The sequence below is a fragment of the Paenibacillus sp. PastM-3 genome (genome assembly GCF_029893965.1).
In the GTDB taxonomy this organism is placed as follows: Bacteria; Bacillota; Bacilli; order Paenibacillales; family Paenibacillaceae; genus Paenibacillus_AQ.
On sequence record NZ_JARXXP010000020.1, the window covers coordinates 39,343 to 62,840 of the forward strand.

Consider the following 23,498-nt stretch of genomic DNA (forward strand, 5'->3'; position numbering starts at 1 on the left):
GCACCTTTCAACAAACCGAATTTAATCCGAAATGCGAAGCTGATGATACCCGGTAATAATGGCGTCCGCATCCAGCAGATGGTCTGCGGCTCCATCCGGCGAGATTCCGACGGACAGCAGCAGACCGGCTCCTTTGCCGAGCTGCATATCTGCGTTGCTGTCACCGATAATTACGGTGTTCTCAGACAGAACCCCCAGTTCACGGCAAGCCGTCTCAGCCATTTCGGGCGCCGGCTTGCCCTGACGTACACGGTCTCTTGTCACCACTGTCTGAAAAAAACCTTCGATACCCATCCATTCCAGCTGCTCACCAGTCGTACCGGCTCCGTCTGAAGTAACAACTCCGAGCTTCAGCCCTGCAGCTGCACACTGCTGCAGAAACGGCAGCAGCCCCGGCAAAGGTACAGCAGTACGGCGGGCACGCAGCTCATTCATCGCCTCCTTGACGATGGCGTTGACGCGGGCCAGCGCTTCATTCCAGGGAACGCCGGCCCCATACAGATGCCAGGCCAGTATGCCTGTTGTTTCTTCGGCAGTAGCCATCGCCAGCGGCCCGGCCGGGTCATAGCCGGTCAGTTTGCCGTCAGCGCCGTGCCGGGTCCCGAGCACACGGGACAGATCCGGCAGGCGGCTGCCCCCTATAAGCGCCAGCTGGTTGTCCAGCTCCTGTAATACCAGCTCTGCCCAGGCTCCCCATGTCGCGAGCAGGTCCAGCAGAGTGCCGTCCTTGTCAAATAATATGCACTGGCAGGGTACAGCCAGATGATTAACATGCAGCTGCGGCATCATCCGCCTCCTCTCGTTTTTTATATATCAGCGCAGGTTGCCCAGCCAGTCCAGCATAGCCCGCGCGGTGCGGGTCTGCTGCTCTTCTTCCGTGATGGAAGCTTCCCCGTCGCCCTTTTGCTTCCCGTAGCTTCCGAACTGGGCGTGATTTCCGCCCTCAATGGAGAAATAAACGGTATTTCCGGGCAAATAGGCACGGCCTTCGTTGTAATTCTCTTTGTTGACTACTGTATCTGCCGTACCCAACACAGACAAGACAGACAGCGTCGTGTCCTTCAGGCTGCCTTTCTCATCCGGGTAGGATGCGAGGTAAAAGACACCCTCCAGCTGATCTGCATGCTCTGCCGCATATCGCGATGCCATAACACCGCCCAGAGAGTGGCCGCCGATCACGAAGGACTGCTGCGGATGAGCGCTGATGATCTCCTCTGCGGCATCCCCTTTAATGACAGCCAGATTGAATGGCATCTTGGCTATGTAGAACGGATGGCCTGCGGTGGCAATTCTTTTGGCCAGTGGTGCGTACGCTTCCGCTTCCACAAGCGCACCCGGATAAAAAATAACGGCAGTGCCGCTTGCGACCGCCGGCTCAAAGGAAATCCAGCCATCATTCTGTTCTACAGTGACCCCTCCGGCGGAGAGCATTGCGGTCTCGGCATTTTGTCCCGGCTCATACGGTGTCAGGTATCTCCACAACAGAAGTCCGGCAACAACCAGAAGCACTGCAAGCGACAGGAGAGCCCTGCGTTTGTTTATTATTTTCTTCATATAGATTCACTCCCGTGTACTGCATAGAGAAAATTATAGTGGAATCAAAGAAATCAAACAACCTTCAACATATCGCCACAAATACAGCCTCTGATAGCGCTTTCCATTGTGATTGAATTCACAATAACGAGCTCCAAAAAGATGTATTTTAAAATTAAATTAAAAACTTTTGCATTGTGCAACTTTTGGGGGTTAAACCATGGAGAGGGAGAATACGCTGGAGGCGCGCGGAGAAACATTTTTTCTCAACCTGCGCTTCATGCTTATCGTCACAGTATTTGCCGGTAATGCGATCGAACCGTTAATCAGCAGAATGAGCGGCATGCACGGGCTATACATGTGGATTTTCAGCTTTCATATGCCGTTGTTCGTGCTGGTAACCGGTTATTTTGCCGGCAAGAGCCTTACCGGAGGCGCGGGCCGCAAGGTACTCCTGCAGATCGGTATGCAGTACCTGATTTTTCAGACCCTGTATTCAGCACTGGATGTTTCCCTTTTCCAGGTAGACGGCATTCATCACTCCGTATTCGCACCCTATCTGCTCCTATGGTTTCTGGCCAGCCATGCCTGCTGGCGCCTGCTGATGCTCGGTATGGGCAAATGGTCCGCACCCGCACAAATTGCTTTTGCTGTAACGGCCGGCGTGGCTGTCGGCTATCTGCAGGTTGACGGGGTCTGGTTCAGCATCAGCCGCACCTTTGTCTATCTGCCTTACTTCGTAATCGGCTATCATTTCTCTTTCGGCGCCTTCACCAGGCTGTACCGCAAATATATCAAAGCAGCCGCAGCCGCTGCCTCATTGCTGTTTCTGGCCGTTCTGGCCGCGGCAAGTCCCGAGCTTCCGCTTGGCTGGCTGTACGGCAATATGACTTACCTGCAGCTTGGCGCTGGCGAATGGTATGCAGGTGTATACCGGCTGGCGCTATACGCGGTGCAGATTGCCGCATCCCTTGCTTTTATCGGGCTCGTGCCCTATGGTGTGAGCCGGATGACCGACTGGGGCCGCCGTACGCTGTATGTCTTCCTGCTGCACGGCTTTATTGTCCGGATGGCTGCAGTCTCCGGAATCTACGGCTATCTCGGCAATACCGCCGGAGCCCTTCTGCTGCTGCTCGCAGCCGTTCTCTGCACTATACTGCTGGCCCAGCCGGCAGTCAAACGGTGGCTGCACCCGCTGGTTGAACCGCCGGTGGACTGGATGATCAGTCTGCAGCGCGCTGCGCTGCGGCGTACGCCCTGAGCTTTCCTGCAATAAAACGCAAACGCCCTGTCCCGGAGTGGTCATCACTCGTGAAGCAGGGCGTTTGCGATTTTCAGGCCAGAACCTCATCTTCCTGAGCCAGTGTATACCTAACCTTCATAATAATGTGCTGGTCATAGTCGCCGAACTGGCGGCCAAACAGGTTCAGCCCGCCCTGATGAACCGCATCAGGTCTAATTCCAATCCGCAGCCGCAGCTTGGGGTTCCCTTCCAGCTGAAGATCCTTTAGCGTCGTCTCTGATACCTTTTCCATATCAAGTGTAGTCTTCTCGTGGTCCACCCGCCAGGACTTCAGGAAGCCGTATTGCGTCGAGCCATCCCACCACCAGTTCGGATTCAGCCTGCCGCGCCGGTCACCGAAATCACCGGGACTGGTCCACATGCCGATCTCTGTACCGTTGACCCACACCGATATATTGGATGGCCAATCCTGGTCATAATTCGGTGCTTCCGAGCACATCTCCATTGACAGCTCAAGGCTCTGGATCTGCGCTCCGGCAGGAAGATCCATAGGCATCAGATACTCCAGAAATCCCCGGCGCAGCCAGATCAGCTGAGCGTTAACATGCTTGGGATGATAGAAGCTCGCCGGCTCATCTTCCTTGATAATAAGGCCCTCACTGTTCGCCATGCCGCAGGTCGGTGATACCTCACAATCGCTATAATGGCCGACCGGCATCTCCATCTCATACATATACTCTGCCCCGCCACCCGTTGTCTTTTTCGCATTAAGGGCAATATGAACATCGTCGTAGTTCCTGCTGCACACCTTCATTGCGCCGCGGGATGCGGGAAGCAGCTCTGTATGAATCAGCCCGGCTGCCTCCAGGACTTTGATATTGCTGGCTACTGTTGAGACCGGAAGCTTCAGCTTGTCCGCAATTTCAATAATATTTAAGTTTCTGGTGTTGAGGAGCCGGAGAATATCAACCCTGGAGCGTGTTGATAAGGCATGGGTTACCGTGACCAGTCTTTCCGGGTCGTCAAAGCTAAGTTCCAGCACAGGTTCAGCTCTCCTTCTATCCTGATTAGATATATTTATAGTACTTCCTAACCTATTGAAAAACAATTATGGTGAGCACCCTGCTTATTCACAAACGGCTCCCGGAAATCCGGAAGCCACCCTCGGTTCAGCTCTGTTTTTGTATCTAATCCGCCGGCTTGATATCAATAAAGTCAATCTCCCCGTAGCCGTCACCCTTCGCGAAGCGGAGGGTATTGGTTCCTGCATGCAGCTGAACGCGGGCTGTAGACAGCCCCCAATTTTCCCAGCCTTTGTTGGTGATATTGAAATGGCTGGGCGCGCCTGAATTAACACTGAGCAGCAAATGGGACCAGCCGCCGCCTGCCGTGCCGTTAGCGGTCCGGGCCAGAAGGATATATTGTCCCGCTTCTGCCGCTTTAACTGAAAATTCCACGTAGCTCTCCGGCGTATCAATATGTCCCGCCTTCATTCCGCCAGAACTATTCTGGCTCGAAGATGCATAAGCTGCGCCGCCAAAAGCAGCTTCTTCACCTTCATAACGCTTACGTGCCGCTTCCCCCGAAGGTAGAGTTACCGGAAGATTGGGATCAGCCGGAATGCCAAGGGCTGGTGTATTGTCTGCGTTCCAGCGAAATGGCTGCATCCGTACCTCACGGTTCCATCCGGCGCCGCTGTATTTGGCAACATGATACATGATCCAGTCCTCCCGGCCGTCGGGTGACTTCGTAAACGAATGATGGCCCGGCCCGTACAGCCCGTTCCCTGAGCTAAAGACCGGCTGGCTGCGCTTGTTCCAGGATGCCGGATTCAGCAGGTCAGCGGAAATGTCCGCCGTGATCAGCCCCAGGCAATAATCATCAGTCCAGCTTCCGCTGGCCGAATAGACAAGACTGATGATGTTCCCCTGTATAATCACCTGCGGCCCTTCATTCACGTTCGGAGAATGGTTCGTTTCCCAGCTGTATGTTGGCCTGGCAATCTCCACCCGTTCAGAATCGATGCTCCACGGATTGCTCATGTGGGCGATGTAGAGATTCTGCCGCACATTCACATCACCTTCCCAGCCGGACCAGATAAAATACAACTCGTCACCCGCCTGCAATACAGTACCGTCAATCGCCCACTTATCGGTGGGATCTGTGATCTGGCCTTTGTATTGCCAGGTTCCCTCCAGCGGATCAGCGGCAGTACTCTCCATCACATGCATCCGGTGATTTACATTGTCACCATCGTCCATCGCATAGTAGATATACCAGGCCCCGTTTAGATAATGCAGCTCAGGCGCCCAAATATTGCTGCCCCCGGTATTGATAACCTTAACTTGTCCTGCATCAATGGTTGTAAGCTGCGCCGACTTCCAGAGGGTCACATTGCCTCCGGTTGTTTTGGTGAAATAATAGAAGCCGTCTGTATGCTTGTAGACCCACGGGTCGGCCCCGTCCTGCATGACTACATTATAAAAATCATTATGGCTGAACACCTTACGGCCCTCCTTTCCCATTGTTAAAACGAGCAGTACACCTATGGCCAGCACACTAACAGCAGGCAGCCAGATATACCGGGCTTTCACTTTCATAACCCGTCACAATCCTTTCGGGTGATTAGTTAGTGGAGCTCCGGCTAGTCTTCGATTGCCGCTTTGCGCCCGTTGATCCGGCGGATGACCTCAGGAGCAAATTTCGGCTGCCTGTCATAGGTATACAGCCCGTTCACTTCCTGCTCTACGTCATACAGCTGGGTATAGCAGAAGCCGAACATCATCGGGTGGTCCAGCAGCACATCGGTCAATCCGGCGTAACGCGCAAGGAACGCCTCCTCCGATGCCGGACGGTCGCCGTAACCCCAGGACTTCTCATCCAGCTGCTGCGGATTCCACCAGATTCCGCCGTACTCGCTGATGAAATAGGGCTGGCCTGCATAGGTCTGCCGGTCAGGGAAGGTATTAAATACCTCGCCGCCGTCCTTCATCGGCTCGTATCTGGCCCGGAACGTCTCCGGGTTCTGGTCATAGTCATGCAGATCAAATATATCCGTCACCACATGGAAGTTACCACTGGTATCAATCACCGGACGCGTAGGGTCCATCCGTTTGGATACCTCATATACGAGCTGCAGGACGTCATCATGCTGCTTGACTCCATCCCGGTCCCACGTCTCGTTGAACGGGCACCAGCCGATCAGTGCAGGATGATTGAAATCCCGCTGCATTCCTTCAAGCCACTCGGGCAGGAACTGTGATACCGCTTCTGCGGTGGTAATATTAAGCCCCCAGTTCGCATGCTCGCCCCAGACAAGATAACCGAGCTGGTCAGCCCAGTACAGGAAACGCGGCTCGAACATCTTTTCATGCAGCCTGGCACCGTTAAAGCCGAGTCCCAGGGAAATTTCAATGTCCCTGCGCAAATCTTCATCGCTTGGAGCGGTATAGATTCCGTCAGGGTAGAAGCCCTGATCCAGAACCAGACGCTGGAAAACCGATTTACCGTTGATCCGGAAGGCCATTCCGTCCAGGCGAACCGTTCTCAGGCCGAAATAGGAATCAACAGCATCACACTCCTGCCCTTCGCACTGCAGCGAAAGCTTCAGATCGTACAGCTTCGCATTGCCGGGCTCCCATAAGTGAACCTCGGAGAGCGGAAGCGTCAGTCTGACGGACGGTCCGGATACGAGGACACTGGCCTCCCCGGCTGCTGCTCCGGCAAACTGTGCGGAAGCGGTAACCCGTCCCCCCGCAGCATTCCCGCTGACATTAACTTCAAGATGTACACAGGCGTTGTCCGGGTCCGCTATGATTTTCATATCCGATAAATGCTTGTCGGCTACATGTTCAAGCCAGACCGTCTGCCAGATCCCGGTAGTACGCGTATAATCACAGCCGTGCGAATGAAACAGCTCCGACTGTTTACCGCGCGGCTGACGGCCTGAGCGGACGTCGTCCTCTGCATTCACAGTTATTACATTATTGCCTGGAACAATAAGGGCAGTAATATCGAAGCTGAACGGGGTGTACCCGCCGCGGTGACTGCCTGCGGATACTCCGTTCACCCATACCTCTGCTTTATAATCGACAGCGCCAAAATGGAGCAGCGTCCGGCCGTCACTCCAGTCTTCAGGCAGGGTGAACTCCCGTCTATACCAGACGGCTGCCATAAAATCTGTGTACTCCACACCGGATAGCTTGCTTTCCGGACAGAAGGGAACGGTGATTACCCCGGATAGTTCATGGCTCCCGCCTTGTAATCCGCGTTCCCTGCCGCTTTTGCCATGGTCAATTTCAAACTGCCACCGGCCGTTCAGATTGATCCACTCCGGTCTGACCCACTGGGGGCGGGGATATTCAGGGCGGGGCAGAGCAGATAAATGTGACATTGTAAAACTCCTTTAATTGGAATTGGTTTTTATTTGCCGGTCATGATCTTACGAATCTCCGCCAGCGGCGCCTTCGGCTTGCGGTCATAGGTGAGCAGACCATTGATTTCCTGCTCAACATCGGTCAGCTGGGTATAGCAATAGCCCTGGATCACCGGTGAGGAGAACATCGGGTCAACGACTGCCTTGAGCCGGATCAGGAAATCCTCCTCATTCTCGGCTCCGGAATAGCCCCAGCCCTCCCATTCGCTTTTCTTGAAGGCAATGCCGCCGAACTCCGAGATGAGAATCGGCTGGCCCTGATAGGAAGCGCCGCCCACAAAAATTTTGCGGTTAGCCGGCATGGAATTCACAGCAGACTCAGCCGTAGCATACCGCTGCTCCAGCACCTCCTGGCGGCTCTCATAGTCATGGATCGTAATGAGGTCTGTCGTCATATGCTCCCAGCCGTCGTTATATACAACAGGCCTCATGTCATCCAGCGATTTGGTCAAATGATACATGGCCAGGCCGTGCTGCTGCTGGCGCTTATCGATCTGCACATTGGGAATCCCCCAGCTTTCATTCAGCGGAACCCAGGTTACAATGCTCGGATGGTTATAATCACGTCCGATAATTTCCTGCCATTCCTTGGTGAACCGGTTGACATATGCCTCAGAGTACTCATAGGCGTTGGCAGCCTCGCTCCATACCAGGAGGCCCAGCTTGTCGCACCAGTACAGGAAACGCGGATCTTCCGTCTTCTGGTGTTTGCGCACACCGTTGAAGCCCATTTCCTTGGCCAGCTCAACATCGCGCTTCAAAGCTTCGTCCGAAGGTGCGGTCAGAATCCCGTCAGGGAAATACCCCTGATCCAGCACCAGCCGCTGGTAGTACGGGCGGTTATTCAGGCACAGTCTGCCGTCCTCAACCGATACCTTGCGCATGCCGAAATAGGCAGCAACCTCATCGATTGTCTCTCCCCCCCGGACAAGCTGATACTCAATATCGTACAGGTTGGGGTGTTCAGGGCTCCACAGCCGCCCCAGGCCATGCTCGGCAAAATCACCCAGCCCGATCGTCCGCAGCTGCTCAGCGTGTCCTACATTGTATTGATCTTCAGCAATCCATTCCCCGCCGTAAGTAACCTTGATGCGGAGCTTCAGCTCAGCATCAGGCTTAAAGCCGTCAAGGAATGTACGGATGCGGATTTCGTTACGGTCAATATCCGGGGTCATCATTATTTTGCGCATATGCACCGCCGACACCGGCTCAAGCCAGACACTCTGCCAAATCCCGGTTGTGCGGGTATAGAAGATTGAAGCAGACTGCTCCAGCCAGTATTGCTTGCCCCGCGGCAGCGTTACATCGCGGCTGAAGTCCTCAGCCCGCAGTACAATCCTGTTGCTGCCCTGAACCAGCAGCGGGGTAATGTCCGCCTGGAACGGTGTATGTCCGCCTTCATGCATGACTGCCAGCTGTCCGTTCACCCAGACCTTGGCCAGATAATCAACGGCTCCGAAATGCAGGATGATCCGTTTGCCGCTCCAGGCCTCAGGAACCTCAAAGCTTCTTCTGTACCACACCACATCATGAAACGCAGGATCTTCAATGCCGCTCAGTTTGCTCTGGAAGGCAAAGGGCACCTGAATCGTCCGCGCAGACAGCGCAGGCGTGTCTTTCATATACCATTGCTCTTCTTCACCGGCACGTTCATCATCAAAGCCAAAGTCCCATGCTCCGTTCAAGCTTAGCCACTCTTTGCGTCTAAACTCGGGCCGCGGATATTCAGGACGGGAAATTAAGGTGTTGCCTGCTTCAATCAACATGGTGTACTTCACTCCCATTGCTTAATTTCTTCTCTCTGTTGCTGTTAACCCTTAATCGAACCGACATAGACGCCTTTGACAAAATACTTCTGCAGGAACGGATAGACCATCAGAATCGGCAAGGTGGATACGACAATCGCACAATATTTAACCAGCTCGCGGAAGGCCGTCTGACTGCCGGCACTGTCGATGACAACCCCGCCCGCACTGCCGATGGAGGTTGCAGTAGAGTCGTTGGCAACCAGAATTTCCTTCATTAACAGCTGTAGCGGAAAGAGATGCCTGTCTTTGAGCAGCACCATCGCATTGAACCAGGAATTCCAGTTCCCGACCAGATAGTACAGAAAAATAACGGCCAGCGTAGCCTTGGACAGCGGCAGAATCACATTGATCAGAATATTAGCCTGGCTCGCGCCGTCAATCGTTGCCGCTTCTTCCAGCTCCTGTGGAATGGCCTGGAAGCTGGTCCGCAGGATAATAATGTTCCAGGTACTCAGCGCCGTCGGCAGAATCATCGCCCACAGATTGTTGTACAGGCCGATATCCTTCATTAATAAGAACCACGGAATCAGCCCGCCGCCGAAGAACATCGTAATGGTAATCAGGATCATGATGAAGTTTTTGAAATACAAGTCTCTTCTCGATAACACATAAGCCCCCAGGATGGTCATAACCATGTTGACCAAGGTGCCTAACCCCACATAGATAATCGTGTTTTTATATCCGTTGATCAGGCTGTTATCCTTGAACACCAGCTTATAGCCGTCCAAGGTGAAGCCGAGCGGTTTGAGCAGAATTCCTTTATGGGCAATCAGCTCTCCCGGGTTGCTGACCGAGGCGAACAGGATATGCAGAATCGGATAAAAGCACACCAGAGTCAGGGCCGTCAGGACGATATACAGCGTGATATCGAAGAGCCGGTCGCCCGGAGAACGGTATTTTCTGCTTTTTTTCACTATAGGCTGCGGATTATCATTCATGGCTGTCCCTCTTTTCTTACCATAAGCTGGTTTCGGATCTGCGTTTGGCAAGGGTATTGGTCATCCAGAGCAGGCCGAAATTCACAATCGAGCTGACCAGACCCACAGCCGTGGAATAGCTCAGACTGGCCTCTCTTAACCCCCGGCGGTACACGTAGGAGGCAATGACATCTGCCGTATCATAGATCAGCGGATTGTAGAGCAGGATAATTTTCTCGTAACCGGATGACATCAGCCCGCCAATGGCAAAAATAAAAAGAATGATGATGACCGGACTGATCTGCGGCAGCGTAATATGCCACATTTTTTTGATCCGTCCCACTCCGTCGATTTCGGCTGCTTCATATAGAGAAGTATCAATTGAGCTCATCGCCGCCAGATAAATGATGCTGTCCCAGCCGATGCTCTGCCAGATGCCTGAGAATGTATAGATCGGACGGAAGAATGAGGAATAGCCGAGCAGAGACGAATACTCTTTTCCGGTAATAAGCTGCAGAATTTGTGTGACGATCCCTTCGTCTGCAGCGAAGATATGAATGATCCCGCAGACAACCACCAGTGAGATAAAATGCGGCATATAGGTGATTGTCTGCACGGTCTTCTTGAACTTCTCAGCGCGGATTTCATTGAGCAGGAGAGCCAGAATTATCGGTGCGGTAAAGCCGAACACAATTCCCCAGACGTTGAGCATAAGCGTATTTTTAACCACCCGCCAGAAGTACGGTCCCCCGAAAAAATCAGCAAAGTGCTTGAGCCCGACCCACTCACTCGCGTTAAACCCCAGCAGCGGCTTGAAATCCTTGAAGGCGATCAGAACGCCCCACATCGGCCCGTAGCAGAAGATCAGAAACCAGGCCACGACCGGAACGGCCAGCAGGTAGACGAACCAGTTCTTTTTCAGATCCTTCTTGATGATGAGTCCGGTCTTCTTCGGCTTAGCGGCCGCAGGAACAGGAGCACCACCCTTCTTACTGCGTACAATCTCCATAAAACAACCACCTATCGTTTGTTATATCGATCCAAGGCTGCCTGATGGATACTCAGGAATTCATCCAGTCCCATACTTTGCGCTTCTTTCAAAAATTTGTCGTAAGCATCGACCGGCAGCTCACCCATGATGATCTTGGCAAAATATTCTCCGCGCAGCGTCGACAGCTGGTTCCCAAGCTCAGCTTCCCGTGAGGCTTCTTCTTTGGTAAAGGTAAGCGGCGGTACCGCCATGCTGGTATCCATGTTCTCCGTCCAGTACTTGCGGATCTCCCCGGAATAGCTCCCCTTGGCGGTGATCAGCGGATTGGCATGATGCTCGTCACGGATATTCGGCCAAGTGTGCATCCGGTATTTCCAGAGCGTGGTCGATACAGGCTGGCCCTCAGGGTCCTTGTATATATAGCTGTTTTCGGGATAATACGGCATGCCACTGTCGTCGATCAGATGCACCGTTCCATATTCGCCGAAGTTAATCATTTCCCAGCCTTTTTTGCTGTAGCTGAAATCAAGCCAGGCCATTGCTGCTTCCACATTGTCAGCTTGGGTGGTGATCGCCGCTTCAGTACCGGTTCTTTTGAAATTTTTATAGGTGGTTGCCGATTTATCCCCTGCATTCAACACCGGATTCAGCGCCCCGACAAAATCAATGCCGCTCTGCTCCTTCCAATAGCTCCACATCGTATCCGGAGAATCCATCATCACCGCGGTATCGCCGGAAATCGCACTGGCCATCCTCTGGTTAAAGTCCGCTGTCGCCCAGTCCGGATTCAGCAAGCCTTCCTTGTTCCACTGCTGCATGGTTGCGAGATACTCCTTCGCTTTCGGCTGCGCCGGCCCCCAGGCTACTTTGCCGTTCCCGTCCAGGAAGGTCCAGTCCCACACCCCGTAGGCTCCGTTAATGATGCCGGTAAAAATCTGGCCGTAAGTCGAGCCGTAGTTGAGCGGCGCCTTATAGCCGGCTTCCTTTGCTTTGGTCAGGAAGGTGTGCCATTCATCGATGGTGTTAGGAACGGCCAGCCCTGTTTTGTCGAGCGCCTCCTGCTTGATCAGCATCCCGAACCAGGTCCATTCTGAATAAGGGGCGATCCCGTAAAAGCCGAGCAGCCTGCCTTCGTCGGTCACCGTCGTTTTCCGGCGGGTTTCATCAGAGTTACGCCACTGAGAATAGTTGGGGGCATTCTTCTCCATCAGATCGGTGAGATCCAGGTAAGCGCCGTCATTGACACCTGCTTCAAGCCCGCCAGGGTAACGTCCCGGCTCAATGATGATGTCTGGAAGATCACCAGAGGAGATCATCAGCGTGAAGGCATCTGCCTCCTGGCCGATCGGCGGTGTAATGAAATTCACTTTGATCCCTGTTAATTTCTCCACCTGCTTCTGGACGGCATGATTGTTCATATCTGGAATGTTGGAGTTCGCAGGCATCCATACATCGAGGACCACATCGCCCTTCACGGGATAGGCGGAGTAATCACTTGGAATCACTTCATCGTAATTATCGCCGAGGTAGGTATCATTCAGGGTAGCGTTCACTTCATCGATTTGCTCCTGCGTAGGCGCCGTATTCCCGCGGATGTCACCGCTGATATCCGTAAAGGCTACATCGTTCTTCTCCCGGGTTACATTTGCATTATTAGTGCCCGGGTCACTGTCCGCAGTATTGTTCTTAGCATTGTTGCCGCTGCATGCCGTTACAGTCGAAATAATCAATATTAATACAAATAACAGGCTAACCAAGCGCTTTGTAATGTTCTTCATACTTAACCCCCCGCTATTAATTAATTTGCGCCTTACCTTAACCGAATCCGAAGTCAGCACCCGCCTCTCTGTCACAGCTGAATATTCCCCTTTTACTGTAAGTAACCAACTACAAATCAATCATTAGATACATAACTTTTGTATCTTTAATCGGATTATAAGCACGAAAAAGTTAAATGTCAACGCTTTCAAACATATTTATCGTTAGTTTATTTTCCGGATCTAAGCAGTCAATATTTTTAACCAATCATTAAATCAAATAAATAAACCCTTATACTTCAAGGTAATTTTCAATTTTTTGTCGATTCCATGCAGAAACAAGCCGCTGGAACCCGCAAATAAAGGGTCACAAAGAAAAAACCTTTTGTTACAATATTATTGTAACAAAAGGCATGAAGAAGCCGGAAGTTATGTTTCATATAACCTGTTTCTTATTCTCCTGCCGGAACATCAATTGCCTGGCTGTCGCTCAGCGGAATTCCGAAATCAGGTGTACCGTCAGGGTGCCAGCCGAACTTCTGGATACGGGTGGCACGCAGTGAAGCGTCTGCACCGGGGGCAGGAAGCGCATGATACACAATCCAGTCCTCAAGATCATCAGGGGACCGGGTGAAGCTGTTGTGGCCAGTCGCATAGATTCCGTTCTCCACACTTTTGCAGAAGACAGGCATCATGGATTTCTCCCAGGACTGCGGTTCCAGCGGATCATCCGCTTCATTCATCGTCAGCATGCCGAGTGAATAATCCTCTGACCAGGTTGCACTGGCAGAATAAATGAGAAACACCCGGCCGTTCCGCCGCAGGATCACCGGACCTTCGTTAATCGCCATGCCGCCCTGCTGCTCCCATTTCAGCGTTGGCGCGGTCAGGAGCTGCTGCTCCCCTGTCACCGTCCAGGGATTATCCATCCGCATGATGTATACCGCCGATCCATACTCGGGAAAATGCCCATAACCGGCGTACAGGAAATACAGCTGGTTCCGCAGTGTCATAACCGTCCCGTCCAATCCGGGCACCGGCGTCTGCAGCGCCCCCTTCCAGCTCCATTCTCCCTCCAGTGGATCAGCGGCCATATTCTCCAGCACACAAATCCGGCGCGATTCGTCCCCGCCCCCGTCATTTGCCGTGTAGTAGATGTACCAATTGTTGTCCAGCCGGTGGATTTCCGGAGCCCAGAGGTTGTAGCTGTAGCGGCCGCCGGGCTGCGGTGACCAGATTGTTTTTTTATGGCCCGAAGCCAGCCCGGTCAATGTCTCAGCCCGCGTAAGCTCCAGACGATTGCCATTCGTGGACATGAAATAGTAGCAGCCGTCGGTATGCTTGAGCACCCAGGGATCCGCTGCCTTTTCCACAACCGGATTATGAAATGTCTTACTCTCAGTCATCTTATCCCTCCCTATACAATTTCACTCTTAATTGAATAATGCGTTTACAGAAATTTAGAATAATAATCCTCCCCCTCCAGCACCTCCCTTTTTCAAAAGTTATGTCCATCTTACTCAGCCCTTCTTAACTTGTCTATAGCCGGATATCTGGCGACAAACTTCACATTGCCCGGTAGAAAAAACAGGTTTTTTGTGATAGACTCTCTAATAACAATGGCAGGCTGCTTCCTACAGCAGGTTCATCTGTTTTGTTCATTACGGTATTATTTTTTATAGAAACGGCTCCGCCCTCCTTCTGCAAGATGAAGCTGGACCCCGTTATTTCTATAATCCGCAGACACGCAGCTTTCGGGATTGCAATGCGTTAATGCGACAGTATATCCGTTCAACATATTTTGGGAGGGAATGTTATTATGGCAGCCAAGAAAATGCGTTCAGACATGATTAAAAAAGGCTTCGACCGTGCTCCGCACCGCAGTCTCCTGCGTGCAGCCGGAGTGAAAGAGGAGGATTTCGGCAAACCGTTCATCGCGGTCTGCAACTCGTACATTGATATCGTACCTGGTCATGTTCATCTGCAGGAATTCGGCAAAATCGTCAAGGAAGCGATCCGCGAAGCCGGCGGCGTTCCTTTTGAATTCAATACGATCGGCGTAGACGACGGAATCGCCATGGGCCACATTGGTATGCGCTATTCGCTGCCAAGCCGTGAGATCATCGCTGATGCCCTGGAAACCGTTGTGTCCGCGCACTGGTTCGATGGTATGGTCTGCATTCCCAACTGTGATAAAATCACCCCCGGTATGATGATGGGCGCCCTGCGCGTCAATATCCCGACGATCTTTGTGAGCGGCGGACCGATGAAGGCTGGCGTAGACAGCAAAGGTAATAAGCTCTCCCTGACCTCCGTATTTGAAGGTGTAGGCGCGCATCAGGTCGGCAAAATCAACGATGCTGAACTGCTGGAGCTTGAACAATTCGGCTGTCCGACCTGCGGCTCCTGTTCCGGTATGTTTACCGCGAACTCCATGAACTGTCTCGCAGAAGCTATGGGTCTCGCCCTTCCAGGTAACGGCACCATCCTTGCTGTTGCTGAGGAACGCAGAGACTTTGTCCGTAAATCAGCTACCCAGCTGATGGAGCTGATCAAGCTGGATCTGAAGCCGCGCGATATCGTAACCCAGGAATCGCTGGATAACGCCTTCGCACTCGATATGGCGATGGGCGGCTCTACGAACACTGTACTTCACACATTGGCTTTGGCTCAGGAAGCTGAAATCGATTATCCGCTGGAGCGTATCAATGAAGTGGCTAACCGCGTACCTTATCTGGCCAAGCTGGCACCAGCTTCCGATATCTTCATCGAGGACGTTGACCGCGCAGGCGGCGTAAGTGCCGTACTGAACGAGCTGCTCAAGAAGCCGGGTGCAATCTTCGGCGACTGTATGACCGTTACCGGCAAAACCATTGCCGAGAATGTCCGCGGCCACGAAATTCTGGATACCAGCGTCATTCACAAGCTGGACAATCCGTACTCCGAAGTAGGCGGTCTGGCTGTCCTGTACGGCAACCTGGCACCGGAAGGCTCGATCATCAAAGTCGGTGCGGTTGACGCTTCCGTAGGCGGCTACCATAAAGGTCCTGCCATCTGCTTCGATTCGCAGGAAACCGCACTGGAAGGCATCGCTAACGGCAAGGTTAAGGAAGGCCATGTCGTAGTTATCCGTTATGAAGGTCCAAAGGGCGGACCGGGCATGCCGGAAATGCTTGCTCCGACTTCCCAGATCGTCGGCATGGGTCTTGGCGCCAAAGTCGGCCTGATCACCGACGGACGTTTCTCCGGCGCTTCCCGCGGCATCAGCATCGGCCATATCTCGCCGGAAGCTGCTGAAGGCGGACCGATCGCGTTCGTTGAAGACGGCGACATCATCGAGCTGGATCTGATCAACCGCAAGATTGAGCTGCTGGTCGACGAGGAAACCCTGGCTACCCGCCGCTCCGGCTGGAAGGGCTTCGAGCCCAAGGTCAAAAAAGGCTATCTGGCCCGCTATTCCGCGCTTGTTACTAACGCAAGCAAAGGCGGCGTGCTGAAGATTTAATTGTTTTAATTCAGGCCCCGGACGTGTAAGACGTCCGGGGCCTTTTTATGTCGCGGCCTCTGTGCGGGCCTCTGCTGCACTCGCGTCCGGGGCGCCCTTAGACGAAATGAATGACACCGGCATTTGCAGGCAGCGCCTTCGCCGAACGAATAACTGCATTCCCGGATACGGCCGTTTTTAATTGTACAAAGTGCAGCTAAGCTTACAAGCAGGCGGGTAATCCGCCAATCTAAATTCAGTATTAGACGAAAATAAGAGAATGGCCAGCAGACTGCGTAGCAGATAACAAAAAAAGACAGGGGCTTCAAAAGCCTCTGCCCTGTCCTGCACAAGTTATAACGATAATAATGGCCTGGTTACTGCCTAATGCTAATAAAGCCAACGATTGCTGACTAGATTATATTCACTCAGCTGACAAATTAACGAATCTACCCGCTGAGCAGCTTAATGTACAACCGTCGCTCCCGGAAGCTCTGCTTCAAGGGTAAGCTCCTCTTCCCTCACCCGCTCGCGCGCCTTAACCTGCGTCTGCGGCCGCTGGTGGTTCATCTTGCCCAGCAGCTCCGATACCGGCATCAGCATCATCTTCGGCACAAGCACCTCACTGCGTTCCTTGAGCCGTGCACCGCCAGCCGGATGAATGACGCTGAGCAGGATGCTCAGATAAAACTTGGTCGAACGGGCAAACCAGCCGTCCGGCAGATCCAGCACCATAAAGCCGAACTTCTCCGGCCCGCGGTTGAGCATGCTAACCCCGTACAACGCCTTGGCCTCTGCGAGATCCATATCTGCAGCAATCCGTTCTGCCAGCACCGGCAGATCCTTTTCCATGCGGCGGATCATCCGGATGGCCAGCTGTGCAGATGACCGGGAGTGCACACCGAGCTCAAACAGCTGCCTGTTGTCGATGTGCAGCTCGATGATCGGGTCGCCCTTGGTCAGGCGTTCGCCGTTATCCATCAGCACAGGTTCCCCCTGATACTTGCGCAGCCGGTAATGCAGGAACGGGTCAGCAGGCGCAATCGTCTTGATCCGGAACAGGAACTGGAAGCACTGCTCCCAGATCAGCCACAGGCCGACGACCAGCCGTTTGACGAAGGATAGCTGCGAGACCGGAGAGGTCTGCACCTGCCGGATCATCTCGTCGATCCGGATACTGCGCAGGCCCCGGCGGCGGGCCTCATCCAGCATCCGTTCCAGGGCAACCAGCATATGCTCCGGCGCTTTCGGATCGGCACCGAGGGTCGTTCCGCAATCATGCAGAAGCATCACCTCTCCGGGACCAAGCTTGTTAAGCAGCTTGCCGGTCAGGCGTTCCGCACCAAGCTTCTCCTTCCAGTCGCCGAACATTGCCGACCATAATACGATTTGCACCTGGCGGCGCTTGGAGAAATCGAACAGGTTGACAATGCCCCACGGCGGACGGTAGTACGTGCTGCGTACACCTGTAATATTGTAAATAATGTCATCTGTGCGCTTGATCTGCTGCTTGACGGTTGCCGGCCGCATCAGCCAGTTTGTTTTGTGCACATAATTATGAATTCCGATGAGATGACCCTCATCATGGATACGCTTAATAATCTCCGGATTCTGCTCGGCGTGTGAGCCGACGACAAAGAAGGTTGCCTTGGCATCATACCGTTTCAAAAGATCCAGCAGCAGCGGTGTATAGTGCCGGTCCGGCCCGTCATCAAAGGTCAGGGCAAATTCACTGCGCCCGATTCCTTTGCGGAAAACGCGGTAGCCGAAAATTCTGCTGATCATTCCGGGAATGAAAGCATAGAAGGTAGAAATGTAAAATAACCAGAGCAGCAAAGTCTGCATGTATATTCCCCGCTTTTCCAGAGTTGACTTTGGCTCGTCTTACGGGTACGGCCAAGTAGGTGACAGCTGTGACAGCTATAGGACAGTTCCGAAAAAAAACGCTACCCCCTATTTTAACACAGGTCATAAAGAAAAAGACGCATTTTTATTAAAATCGTGTACAATGAATGGAAGATAAATTTGTCATTTTCTCTAAAAAGAAACCAATGTCATGGAGCAACGTAAAATCAGCTAAATTCGTGTAATGGAAAAGGAGTCGTGTTAATCTATGCTGCCGCTGTACAAAAAATATTGGCGAACGTTCTTTGACATCGGGCTGGTCGTGCTGACGGTGTATCTCGTCATGCTCGCGTTCAGCAAGCTGTACCAGCTCGCCGCGCCTGTATTTCTGTCGTTTTTTGTTTTTCTGCTGATTGAGCCGCTGGCCCGCTTCCTTAACCGCAAAGGCTTGGGCAAGCCCTTCGCCTCAGCCATCTCGGTGCTGCTGTTTCTGGTCATTCTGCTCGGCATCCTGTTTGGTGCCGGCTTGCTTATCGCTACCCAGGCGCTGCACTTCCAGGATAGCCTGCCGCGGTACACCGCAATTATCCAGCTGCATTTCACCGAAGCCACTACATATCTCCAGCAGCAGATTGATGCCCTGCCGGCCGATCTGACCGACAAACTCAACGGCTATTTCACAGATGCTACCAATGTCCTGTCTGACTGGCTGGTTGTTTTCCTTAAATATATGATCGGAGCGCTTGGTTCCTTCTCTTCCTTTATGGGGAATTTCGGCATTGCGATTATTCTGGCCTTTTTCCTCAGCATGGAGATCAAGGACTGGCGCAAAATCGCCCATGATAAAATGCCCAAGACGTTCAAGACGGCTTACGCTTTTGTTCAGGGGAATGTGTTTAAGGCCATTGGTTCTTATCTCAAGGCACAGCTGATCCTGATCTGCATCACCTTCGTTATTGTACTGGTCGGCCTGCTCATTCTCGGTACTGGCAATGTGCTGACAATGGCACTGATCTGCGCCGTATTCGACGTGCTGCCGCTGCTGGGTGTATCCACCATCCTGATTCCCTGGATCATCTACCTGTTCATCGTCGGTAACACTTCCCTTGCTATCGGACTGATTGTGCTGCTCGCCGTTGTACTGATTGTAAGGCAGCTGCTGGAGCCCAAAATTACCGGCAATTCCATCGGGGTCTCCTCCGCATTCCTGATGCTGTCCTTTGTAATCTTCTCCATGTCTGCCTTCGGTGTCGCCGGACTGATCCTGTCGCCGATTCTGCTCATTCTGATCAAGGAGCTGATCCAGCAGGGGTACCTGCAGCGCTGGATCTATCTGCCCCAGGAAGAGTTCATTGTATCCCCGTTCGCCGCATCCGGTCCGTCCACTGCCGGTGGAACGGTGTCCGGTGATTCCGCCGCTGAGCCTCAGGCTCCGGAAGATGCCGACAGCAAATCAAAAATCTGACCGAACAGCCGGGCAGCGGTATGTTCACTGTCAGGGTCCACGTTCTCCACAGCAACGGAGACGGCGTACCGGGGATGGTCTGCCGGCCCGTAGCCGATAAACCACTGGTTGTTGCGCGGCACACCCTTCACCATCGTCTGGGCTGTTCCGGATTTGCCGGCGACCGGCCACTGCGTGCTGCGCAGACGTTTGCCGGTTCCCTCCGTAACGACCAGGCGCATCCATGACAGCAGCGCCTGCGAGGTCTTGCGGGAGATGGCGCCTGCTGCGGCCGGCGCCAGATGGGCGGGCAGCTCCTGCAGCGTCTGCCCGTTCCTGAAGGCGACGCGCTGCAGAATGCGCGGCGCCCGCACTTCCCCGCCATGCAGCAGCGTAACCACCAGATTCGCCGCCTGCAGCGGCGTCATGGTTACATCCCGCTGGCCAATGGCGGTCTGCACCCTGGCCCCGGCGTCGTCCGGAATCAGGGTGCTGAAGATCCGGCCCGGCTGCTCGCCAGCCAGCGGCCGGAGCACCGGCTGGCCCAGCATGTCCGCAGCCTGCCAGCCGATGTCTCTGCCCAGGCCGAGCGCAAGCGCTGCGGCCTGGAGCTGAGCGCCGCTGAGCCGCTCGGCCAGCGTAGCGAATACGGTATTGCAGGACACGGCGAACCCTTGCGCCAGCGTGAGGGAGCCGTGTTTTTTGCCGTGCGGGCAGGACAGGTGATACCTGCCGAATTCGCCGGAGCAGAAGAAGCGTTCCTCCGGCGAGGTCAAGCCGGCTTCGAGGGCTGCGGCAGCCGTAACAATCTTGAAGACCGAGCCGGGAACTGCCGCCTGCAGTGCCCGGTTGTTCCATTCGCCGCCTTCGGGCGAGATATGATCCGGGTCATATAAAGGCAGCGAAACCATGGCTTCAATGTCCCCTGACCTGGAGTCGAGCACAACCACCGCCCCTTCCTTCACCCCGGCCTCCACAGCCAGCTTTTCTATCCCTTCCTGCAGCTCTTTATCAATAGTGGTATATACAGAGAGCGGATAATACGGATTCCCCGGTGTTCTGACCTTCAGTACGCTGCCGGGAAGCCGGTTGCCGCGGGCGTCCACCTGCGCATAGACTTCCGTATGTCCGACTCCCTGCAGCAGCGGCTCCAGCGTCTTCTCAAGCCCGTCCGTTCCGGCCAGCGGAACCCGCAGTCCGGTCGGGGACTGCTTCGCGGCCGCAGGTGACAGCTCAGACAGATACCCCAGCCACTGACGTCCGGATGCAGCCCCGTCATATCTGCGTGCAAACGGAAGCGCGCGAACGTAGCTGAGCTCAAGCTTCTCTACCTGCTCCGCCTGATCCGGAGTCAGCGCCAAAGGCTTCCGGCTTCCGGCCGAAGGCCAGATCAGCGGCTCCTTCAGGCCGCTGATCCGGCTCTCCAGTTCGCCGTACGTCACTCCAAGCACAGTCGCAAGCCGCTGCAGCTTCGGTCCATCTGCCGCTTCCGTCCGCTCCTCCTGCGGAAAAAAAGCAGCCGTCCATACTGTCTCGCCGGCAAGCGGCTTGCCGCTGCGGTCATAGAGCCGCCCTCTTCCGCTGTCGAGCACCATCTCCCGCTCGCTTTGAATTTCAGCCATTTGGGCCATTGTATATGCGGCACCCGGCACGTTCCTGTCCTTCAGCACAAGCTGCACCCAGGCGAGCCTGATTATCAGAACTCCAACAAGAGCCGATAAAATGAGCAGGCTCCAGACAATACGCTTATTGATGTGTTTATGCAAGGTAATTCCTCCCGCTTGCCGCCTGTACCTTAGCCGGTCAGGACTACTGCACCTATTATGCCCACCTTCTTGGCTAAATTACATAACCCTGCATCAGCTAAATCAAAAAACCGTACTATCCGGGTGGACAGTACGGCTGACAATAGTCATTCTATACGTTGAACCTGGACAGTCGCTCCCTGAGCCGGAGAGAAGCCTTCTCCAGCTTACCTGAAAGCTCGACCAGATACTCACTCACATTCTGCTGTTCACCGCTGAGAGAGGCAACCTCCTCGGAGGCCGCAGAGGATTCCTCGGCAAACGAGCTGACATTCCCGATCGTCTCTGACAGCCCTCTTTGAGACTGGCTTAACCCGGCGATGGAATCCGACACGGAATCAAGGCTCGCTATGAACTGGTTCATCCGCTCCTGTACCGATACAAAAATTTCACTTGTATCCCGGACTGAGGCCATCTGCTCCGTAAAGAGCGGGGCTACTTGAGACAAGGCGTTCACTGTCTCATTAATATCCTTAATAATCGTGTCGGTAGTTTCCGCGACCAGGGCAATCGAACGCTTGGACTGGTCGGCAAGCTGGCGGATTTCACCCGCAACCACCATGAAGCCGCTGCCCGCCTCGCCTGCACGCGCTGCTTCGATAGTGGCATTCAGCGACAGAATGTTCGTCTGCTGCGTGATATTCTGCATAACATCCAGCACCTTGATGACCGAGGATGCCGTCTCCTGCAGCTCGTTCACCTTCTCCACCAGGGTACCGGTCATTCTGCCGGTGCTTCCGGTTCTGTCCAGGAGTTCCTGCAGCCTGGCAACTCCCTCCTGGCTCGATTGCCCGACACTGTGTGCCGTGCTGCTCATTTCCTGTGCTGCAGAGATAACCAGGGCTGTCTGGCCGGATATCCGCTCCGTCATTTCATTGCCCCGGTCGGCTTCAAGTGCCAGACTGCCGGCTCCGCCGGCAATCTCCTCCGTTGCGGAGGCGATATCCCGGGCCGCCATCGCCGTCTTGCGTGACGCCTCGCCCAGAGCGTCTGCCGTCTCAAGCACTTCACGTGCGGTTTCATTCGTATGTACTACAAGCTCATTAATCCGCTCCATCATCATATTAAAGGAGCCGGAGAGCTGGCCGATTTCGTCCCGTGACGTTACTTGGGTGCGGACCCTGAGATCTCCCTCCGCTCCCTGGAACATCAGCGTTTTCAACCGGTTCAGCGGTCCCGAAACCATCCGCATCATCCAGAAGCCGATTAAAATTGCAATAGCCCCGGCGGCCGCAACAGCAATGTATGTGGTATTCAGGATACGCCCGGCTTCCTTGGTCAGATTGTCCGCCGGGACTACGCCCAGAACCCTCCATCCTGAGTTTGCCAGTGTGCCGTACACCGCCAGAATAGATTTGCCCTGCTCATCCTTGGTCGGCAGCGAGCCTGATTCCTGGCTCAAGCCATTGAACAGTGTTCCGCCCAGGCGCAGATAAGAATCAGCCTCCTGATGCTGTGAGGTGGCAATAAGCTCATCTTTGCTCGTCAGCAGCTGAATGTAGGAATCTGCACCCAGGCTGACCTTGCTTAGCTGGTTCTCAATATCGGCGGTCTTGATATCACAAACTGCAATATAACCTGCGTTCCCGGAGTTACTGCTAACCGATTTGGCAAAATGAAAGACCCCCGCATTCTCCCCCTGCTTCACAGCCTGTGTAATCCATACACTCTGGGGCTGCTTTTGCAGCTGACTGAACCAGTCATTGCCCCGTATTCCTTCAATAAATGTGTTATCAGCCGCTCCTGAAGCCAGAACCGGCAGGCTCTCATCCAGCGGAACAAGATATACAGCCTGCATATTACCGGCAGCATTGAGCCACTGGTCCAGAACGGCCTGGATCCGTGCAGCCGCTGCCTCCCTCGTCCCATTGTCGGATGACGCCGTTCCAGACTGGACTGCCTGCACAATCGTCTCGTTGTAAAACAGCTCACCCAGCCTGTCCTCAAAACGCAGCAGAGTAACATCCAGCTTCTCAGCCGTCTGCTGAACGGTCTGTTCGTTTGCTGCCAGAGCATTAGTTTCAATCGTATGTTTAGCTACGGAGTACGAGGTATAGCCAAGTGACAGCACTATTCCCATAGTCGTGATGAAAAACACCAGGAATAACCGCGTTCCCAGCGATCTGGATGGAAGCAGCCGGGCGAATCCACGGCTGCCTGCTCTTGATTTACTCACAAAAAACCACCGCCGAATCTTTATTATCTTTTGCACATAACCGCATTTAATCATAAACGA

General features: G+C 53.8%; 16 protein-coding genes. 3 read left to right on the forward strand and 13 right to left on the reverse strand.

From position 1 onward, the window contains the following. Positions 1 to 21 precede the first annotated feature (21 nt). Positions 22 to 789, reverse strand: a complete 768-nt coding sequence (locus M2108_RS23015) for an HAD family hydrolase (RefSeq protein ID WP_280777200.1) — start codon at positions 787 to 789, stop codon at positions 22 to 24. A 24-nt stretch (positions 790 to 813) separates the two neighbouring features. Beyond that, positions 814 to 1,554: an alpha/beta hydrolase gene (locus M2108_RS23020; RefSeq protein WP_277471708.1), complete on the reverse strand. Its 741-nt coding sequence runs from the start codon at positions 1,552 to 1,554 to the stop codon at positions 814 to 816. 199 nt (positions 1,555 to 1,753) lie between these two features. On the opposite strand from M2108_RS23020, the gene M2108_RS23025 reads away from it, so the two are divergent. After that, positions 1,754 to 2,794: an acyltransferase family protein gene (locus M2108_RS23025; RefSeq protein WP_277471707.1), complete on the forward strand. Its 1,041-nt coding sequence runs from the start codon at positions 1,754 to 1,756 to the stop codon at positions 2,792 to 2,794. A 73-nt stretch (positions 2,795 to 2,867) separates the two neighbouring features. Here M2108_RS23025 and M2108_RS23030 read toward each other — a convergent pair whose 3' ends face one another. From M2108_RS23030 to M2108_RS23065, 8 genes are all read right to left on the reverse strand, one after another. Next, on the reverse strand, positions 2,868 to 3,818 hold the full coding sequence (locus M2108_RS23030) for an ArsR/SmtB family transcription factor (RefSeq protein WP_277471706.1): 951 nt from the start codon (positions 3,816 to 3,818) through the stop codon (positions 2,868 to 2,870). Between the two features lie 145 nt (positions 3,819 to 3,963). Further along, positions 3,964 to 5,376, reverse strand: a complete 1,413-nt coding sequence (locus tag M2108_RS23035) for a family 43 glycosylhydrolase (protein ID WP_277471705.1) — start codon at positions 5,374 to 5,376, stop codon at positions 3,964 to 3,966. A 44-nt stretch (positions 5,377 to 5,420) separates the two neighbouring features. Next, positions 5,421 to 7,169: a glycoside hydrolase family 2 protein gene (locus tag M2108_RS23040; protein ID WP_277471704.1), complete on the reverse strand. Its 1,749-nt coding sequence runs from the start codon at positions 7,167 to 7,169 to the stop codon at positions 5,421 to 5,423. Positions 7,170 to 7,198: 29 nt separating this feature from the next. Then, positions 7,199 to 8,977, reverse strand: a complete 1,779-nt coding sequence (locus M2108_RS23045; protein ID WP_277471702.1) for a glycoside hydrolase family 2 protein — start codon at positions 8,975 to 8,977, stop codon at positions 7,199 to 7,201. Positions 8,978 to 9,021: 44 nt separating this feature from the next. Next, positions 9,022 to 9,957 (reverse strand): carbohydrate ABC transporter permease, encoded by a 936-nt coding sequence (locus tag M2108_RS23050; RefSeq protein WP_277471701.1) that lies wholly within the window; start codon positions 9,955 to 9,957, stop codon positions 9,022 to 9,024. Between the two features lie 16 nt (positions 9,958 to 9,973). Continuing rightward, positions 9,974 to 10,945 carry an ABC transporter permease gene (locus tag M2108_RS23055; RefSeq protein ID WP_277471700.1) on the reverse strand — a complete coding sequence of 324 codons (972 nt, stop codon included), beginning with the start codon at positions 10,943 to 10,945 and terminating at the stop codon, positions 9,974 to 9,976. 11 nt (positions 10,946 to 10,956) lie between these two features. Further along, entirely contained in the window at positions 10,957 to 12,705 is a 1,749-nt protein-coding gene (locus tag M2108_RS23060) for an extracellular solute-binding protein (RefSeq protein ID WP_277471699.1), read from the reverse strand. 431 nt (positions 12,706 to 13,136) lie between these two features. Further along, positions 13,137 to 14,090 (reverse strand): glycoside hydrolase family 43 protein, encoded by a 954-nt coding sequence (locus M2108_RS23065; RefSeq protein ID WP_277471698.1) that lies wholly within the window; start codon positions 14,088 to 14,090, stop codon positions 13,137 to 13,139. 413 nt (positions 14,091 to 14,503) lie between these two features. On the opposite strand from M2108_RS23065, the gene ilvD reads away from it, so the two are divergent. Further along, the gene (gene ilvD / locus M2108_RS23070) at positions 14,504 to 16,189 is read left to right on the forward strand and encodes a dihydroxy-acid dehydratase (RefSeq protein WP_277471696.1); all 1,686 of its coding nucleotides are present in this window, start codon (positions 14,504 to 14,506) and stop codon (positions 16,187 to 16,189) included. A 444-nt stretch (positions 16,190 to 16,633) separates the two neighbouring features. On the opposite strand, the gene M2108_RS23075 is transcribed toward ilvD, so the two are convergent. Next, entirely contained in the window at positions 16,634 to 18,013 is a 1,380-nt protein-coding gene (locus M2108_RS23075) for a polysaccharide deacetylase family protein (RefSeq protein ID WP_277471695.1), read from the reverse strand. Positions 18,014 to 18,281: 268 nt separating this feature from the next. Between M2108_RS23075 and M2108_RS23080 the strand changes: the two genes are divergently transcribed. Continuing rightward, positions 18,282 to 19,478, forward strand: a complete 1,197-nt coding sequence (locus M2108_RS23080) for an AI-2E family transporter (protein WP_277471694.1) — start codon at positions 18,282 to 18,284, stop codon at positions 19,476 to 19,478. On the opposite strand, the gene M2108_RS23085 is transcribed toward M2108_RS23080, so the two are convergent. Together M2108_RS23085 and M2108_RS23090 are read right to left on the reverse strand one after the other, a co-directional pair. Next, complete coding sequence (locus M2108_RS23085) at positions 19,439 to 21,223, reverse strand: peptidoglycan D,D-transpeptidase FtsI family protein (protein WP_277471693.1); 1,785 nt, start codon at positions 21,221 to 21,223, stop codon at positions 19,439 to 19,441. The two genes, M2108_RS23080 and M2108_RS23085, sit on opposite strands and share 40 nt — an antisense overlap. A gap of 151 nt (positions 21,224 to 21,374) precedes the next feature. Beyond that, positions 21,375 to 23,438: a methyl-accepting chemotaxis protein gene (locus tag M2108_RS23090; protein WP_277471692.1), complete on the reverse strand. Its 2,064-nt coding sequence runs from the start codon at positions 23,436 to 23,438 to the stop codon at positions 21,375 to 21,377. Positions 23,439 to 23,498: the final 60 nt, after the last annotated feature.

Coding starts and splice junctions, on each gene's coding strand:
- M2108_RS23015 (WP_280777200.1), bottom strand. CDS start 789: ATGATGCCGCAGCTGCATGTTAATCATCTGGCTGTACCCTGCCAGTGC.
- M2108_RS23020 (WP_277471708.1), bottom strand. CDS start 1,554: ATGAAGAAAATAATAAACAAACGCAGGGCTCTCCTGTCGCTTGCAGTG.
- M2108_RS23025 (WP_277471707.1), top strand. CDS start 1,754: ATGGAGAGGGAGAATACGCTGGAGGCGCGCGGAGAAACATTTTTTCTC.
- M2108_RS23035 (WP_277471705.1), bottom strand. CDS start 5,376: ATGAAAGTGAAAGCCCGGTATATCTGGCTGCCTGCTGTTAGTGTGCTG.
- M2108_RS23040 (WP_277471704.1), bottom strand. CDS start 7,169: ATGTCACATTTATCTGCTCTGCCCCGCCCTGAATATCCCCGCCCCCAG.
- M2108_RS23045 (WP_277471702.1), bottom strand. CDS start 8,977: ATGTTGATTGAAGCAGGCAACACCTTAATTTCCCGTCCTGAATATCCG.
- M2108_RS23050 (WP_277471701.1), bottom strand. CDS start 9,957: ATGAATGATAATCCGCAGCCTATAGTGAAAAAAAGCAGAAAATACCGT.
- M2108_RS23055 (WP_277471700.1), bottom strand. CDS start 10,945: ATGGAGATTGTACGCAGTAAGAAGGGTGGTGCTCCTGTTCCTGCGGCC.
- M2108_RS23060 (WP_277471699.1), bottom strand. CDS start 12,705: ATGAAGAACATTACAAAGCGCTTGGTTAGCCTGTTATTTGTATTAATA.
- M2108_RS23065 (WP_277471698.1), bottom strand. CDS start 14,090: ATGACTGAGAGTAAGACATTTCATAATCCGGTTGTGGAAAAGGCAGCG.
- ilvD (WP_277471696.1), top strand. CDS start 14,504: ATGGCAGCCAAGAAAATGCGTTCAGACATGATTAAAAAAGGCTTCGAC.
- M2108_RS23075 (WP_277471695.1), bottom strand. CDS start 18,013: ATGCAGACTTTGCTGCTCTGGTTATTTTACATTTCTACCTTCTATGCT.
- M2108_RS23080 (WP_277471694.1), top strand. CDS start 18,282: ATGCTGCCGCTGTACAAAAAATATTGGCGAACGTTCTTTGACATCGGG.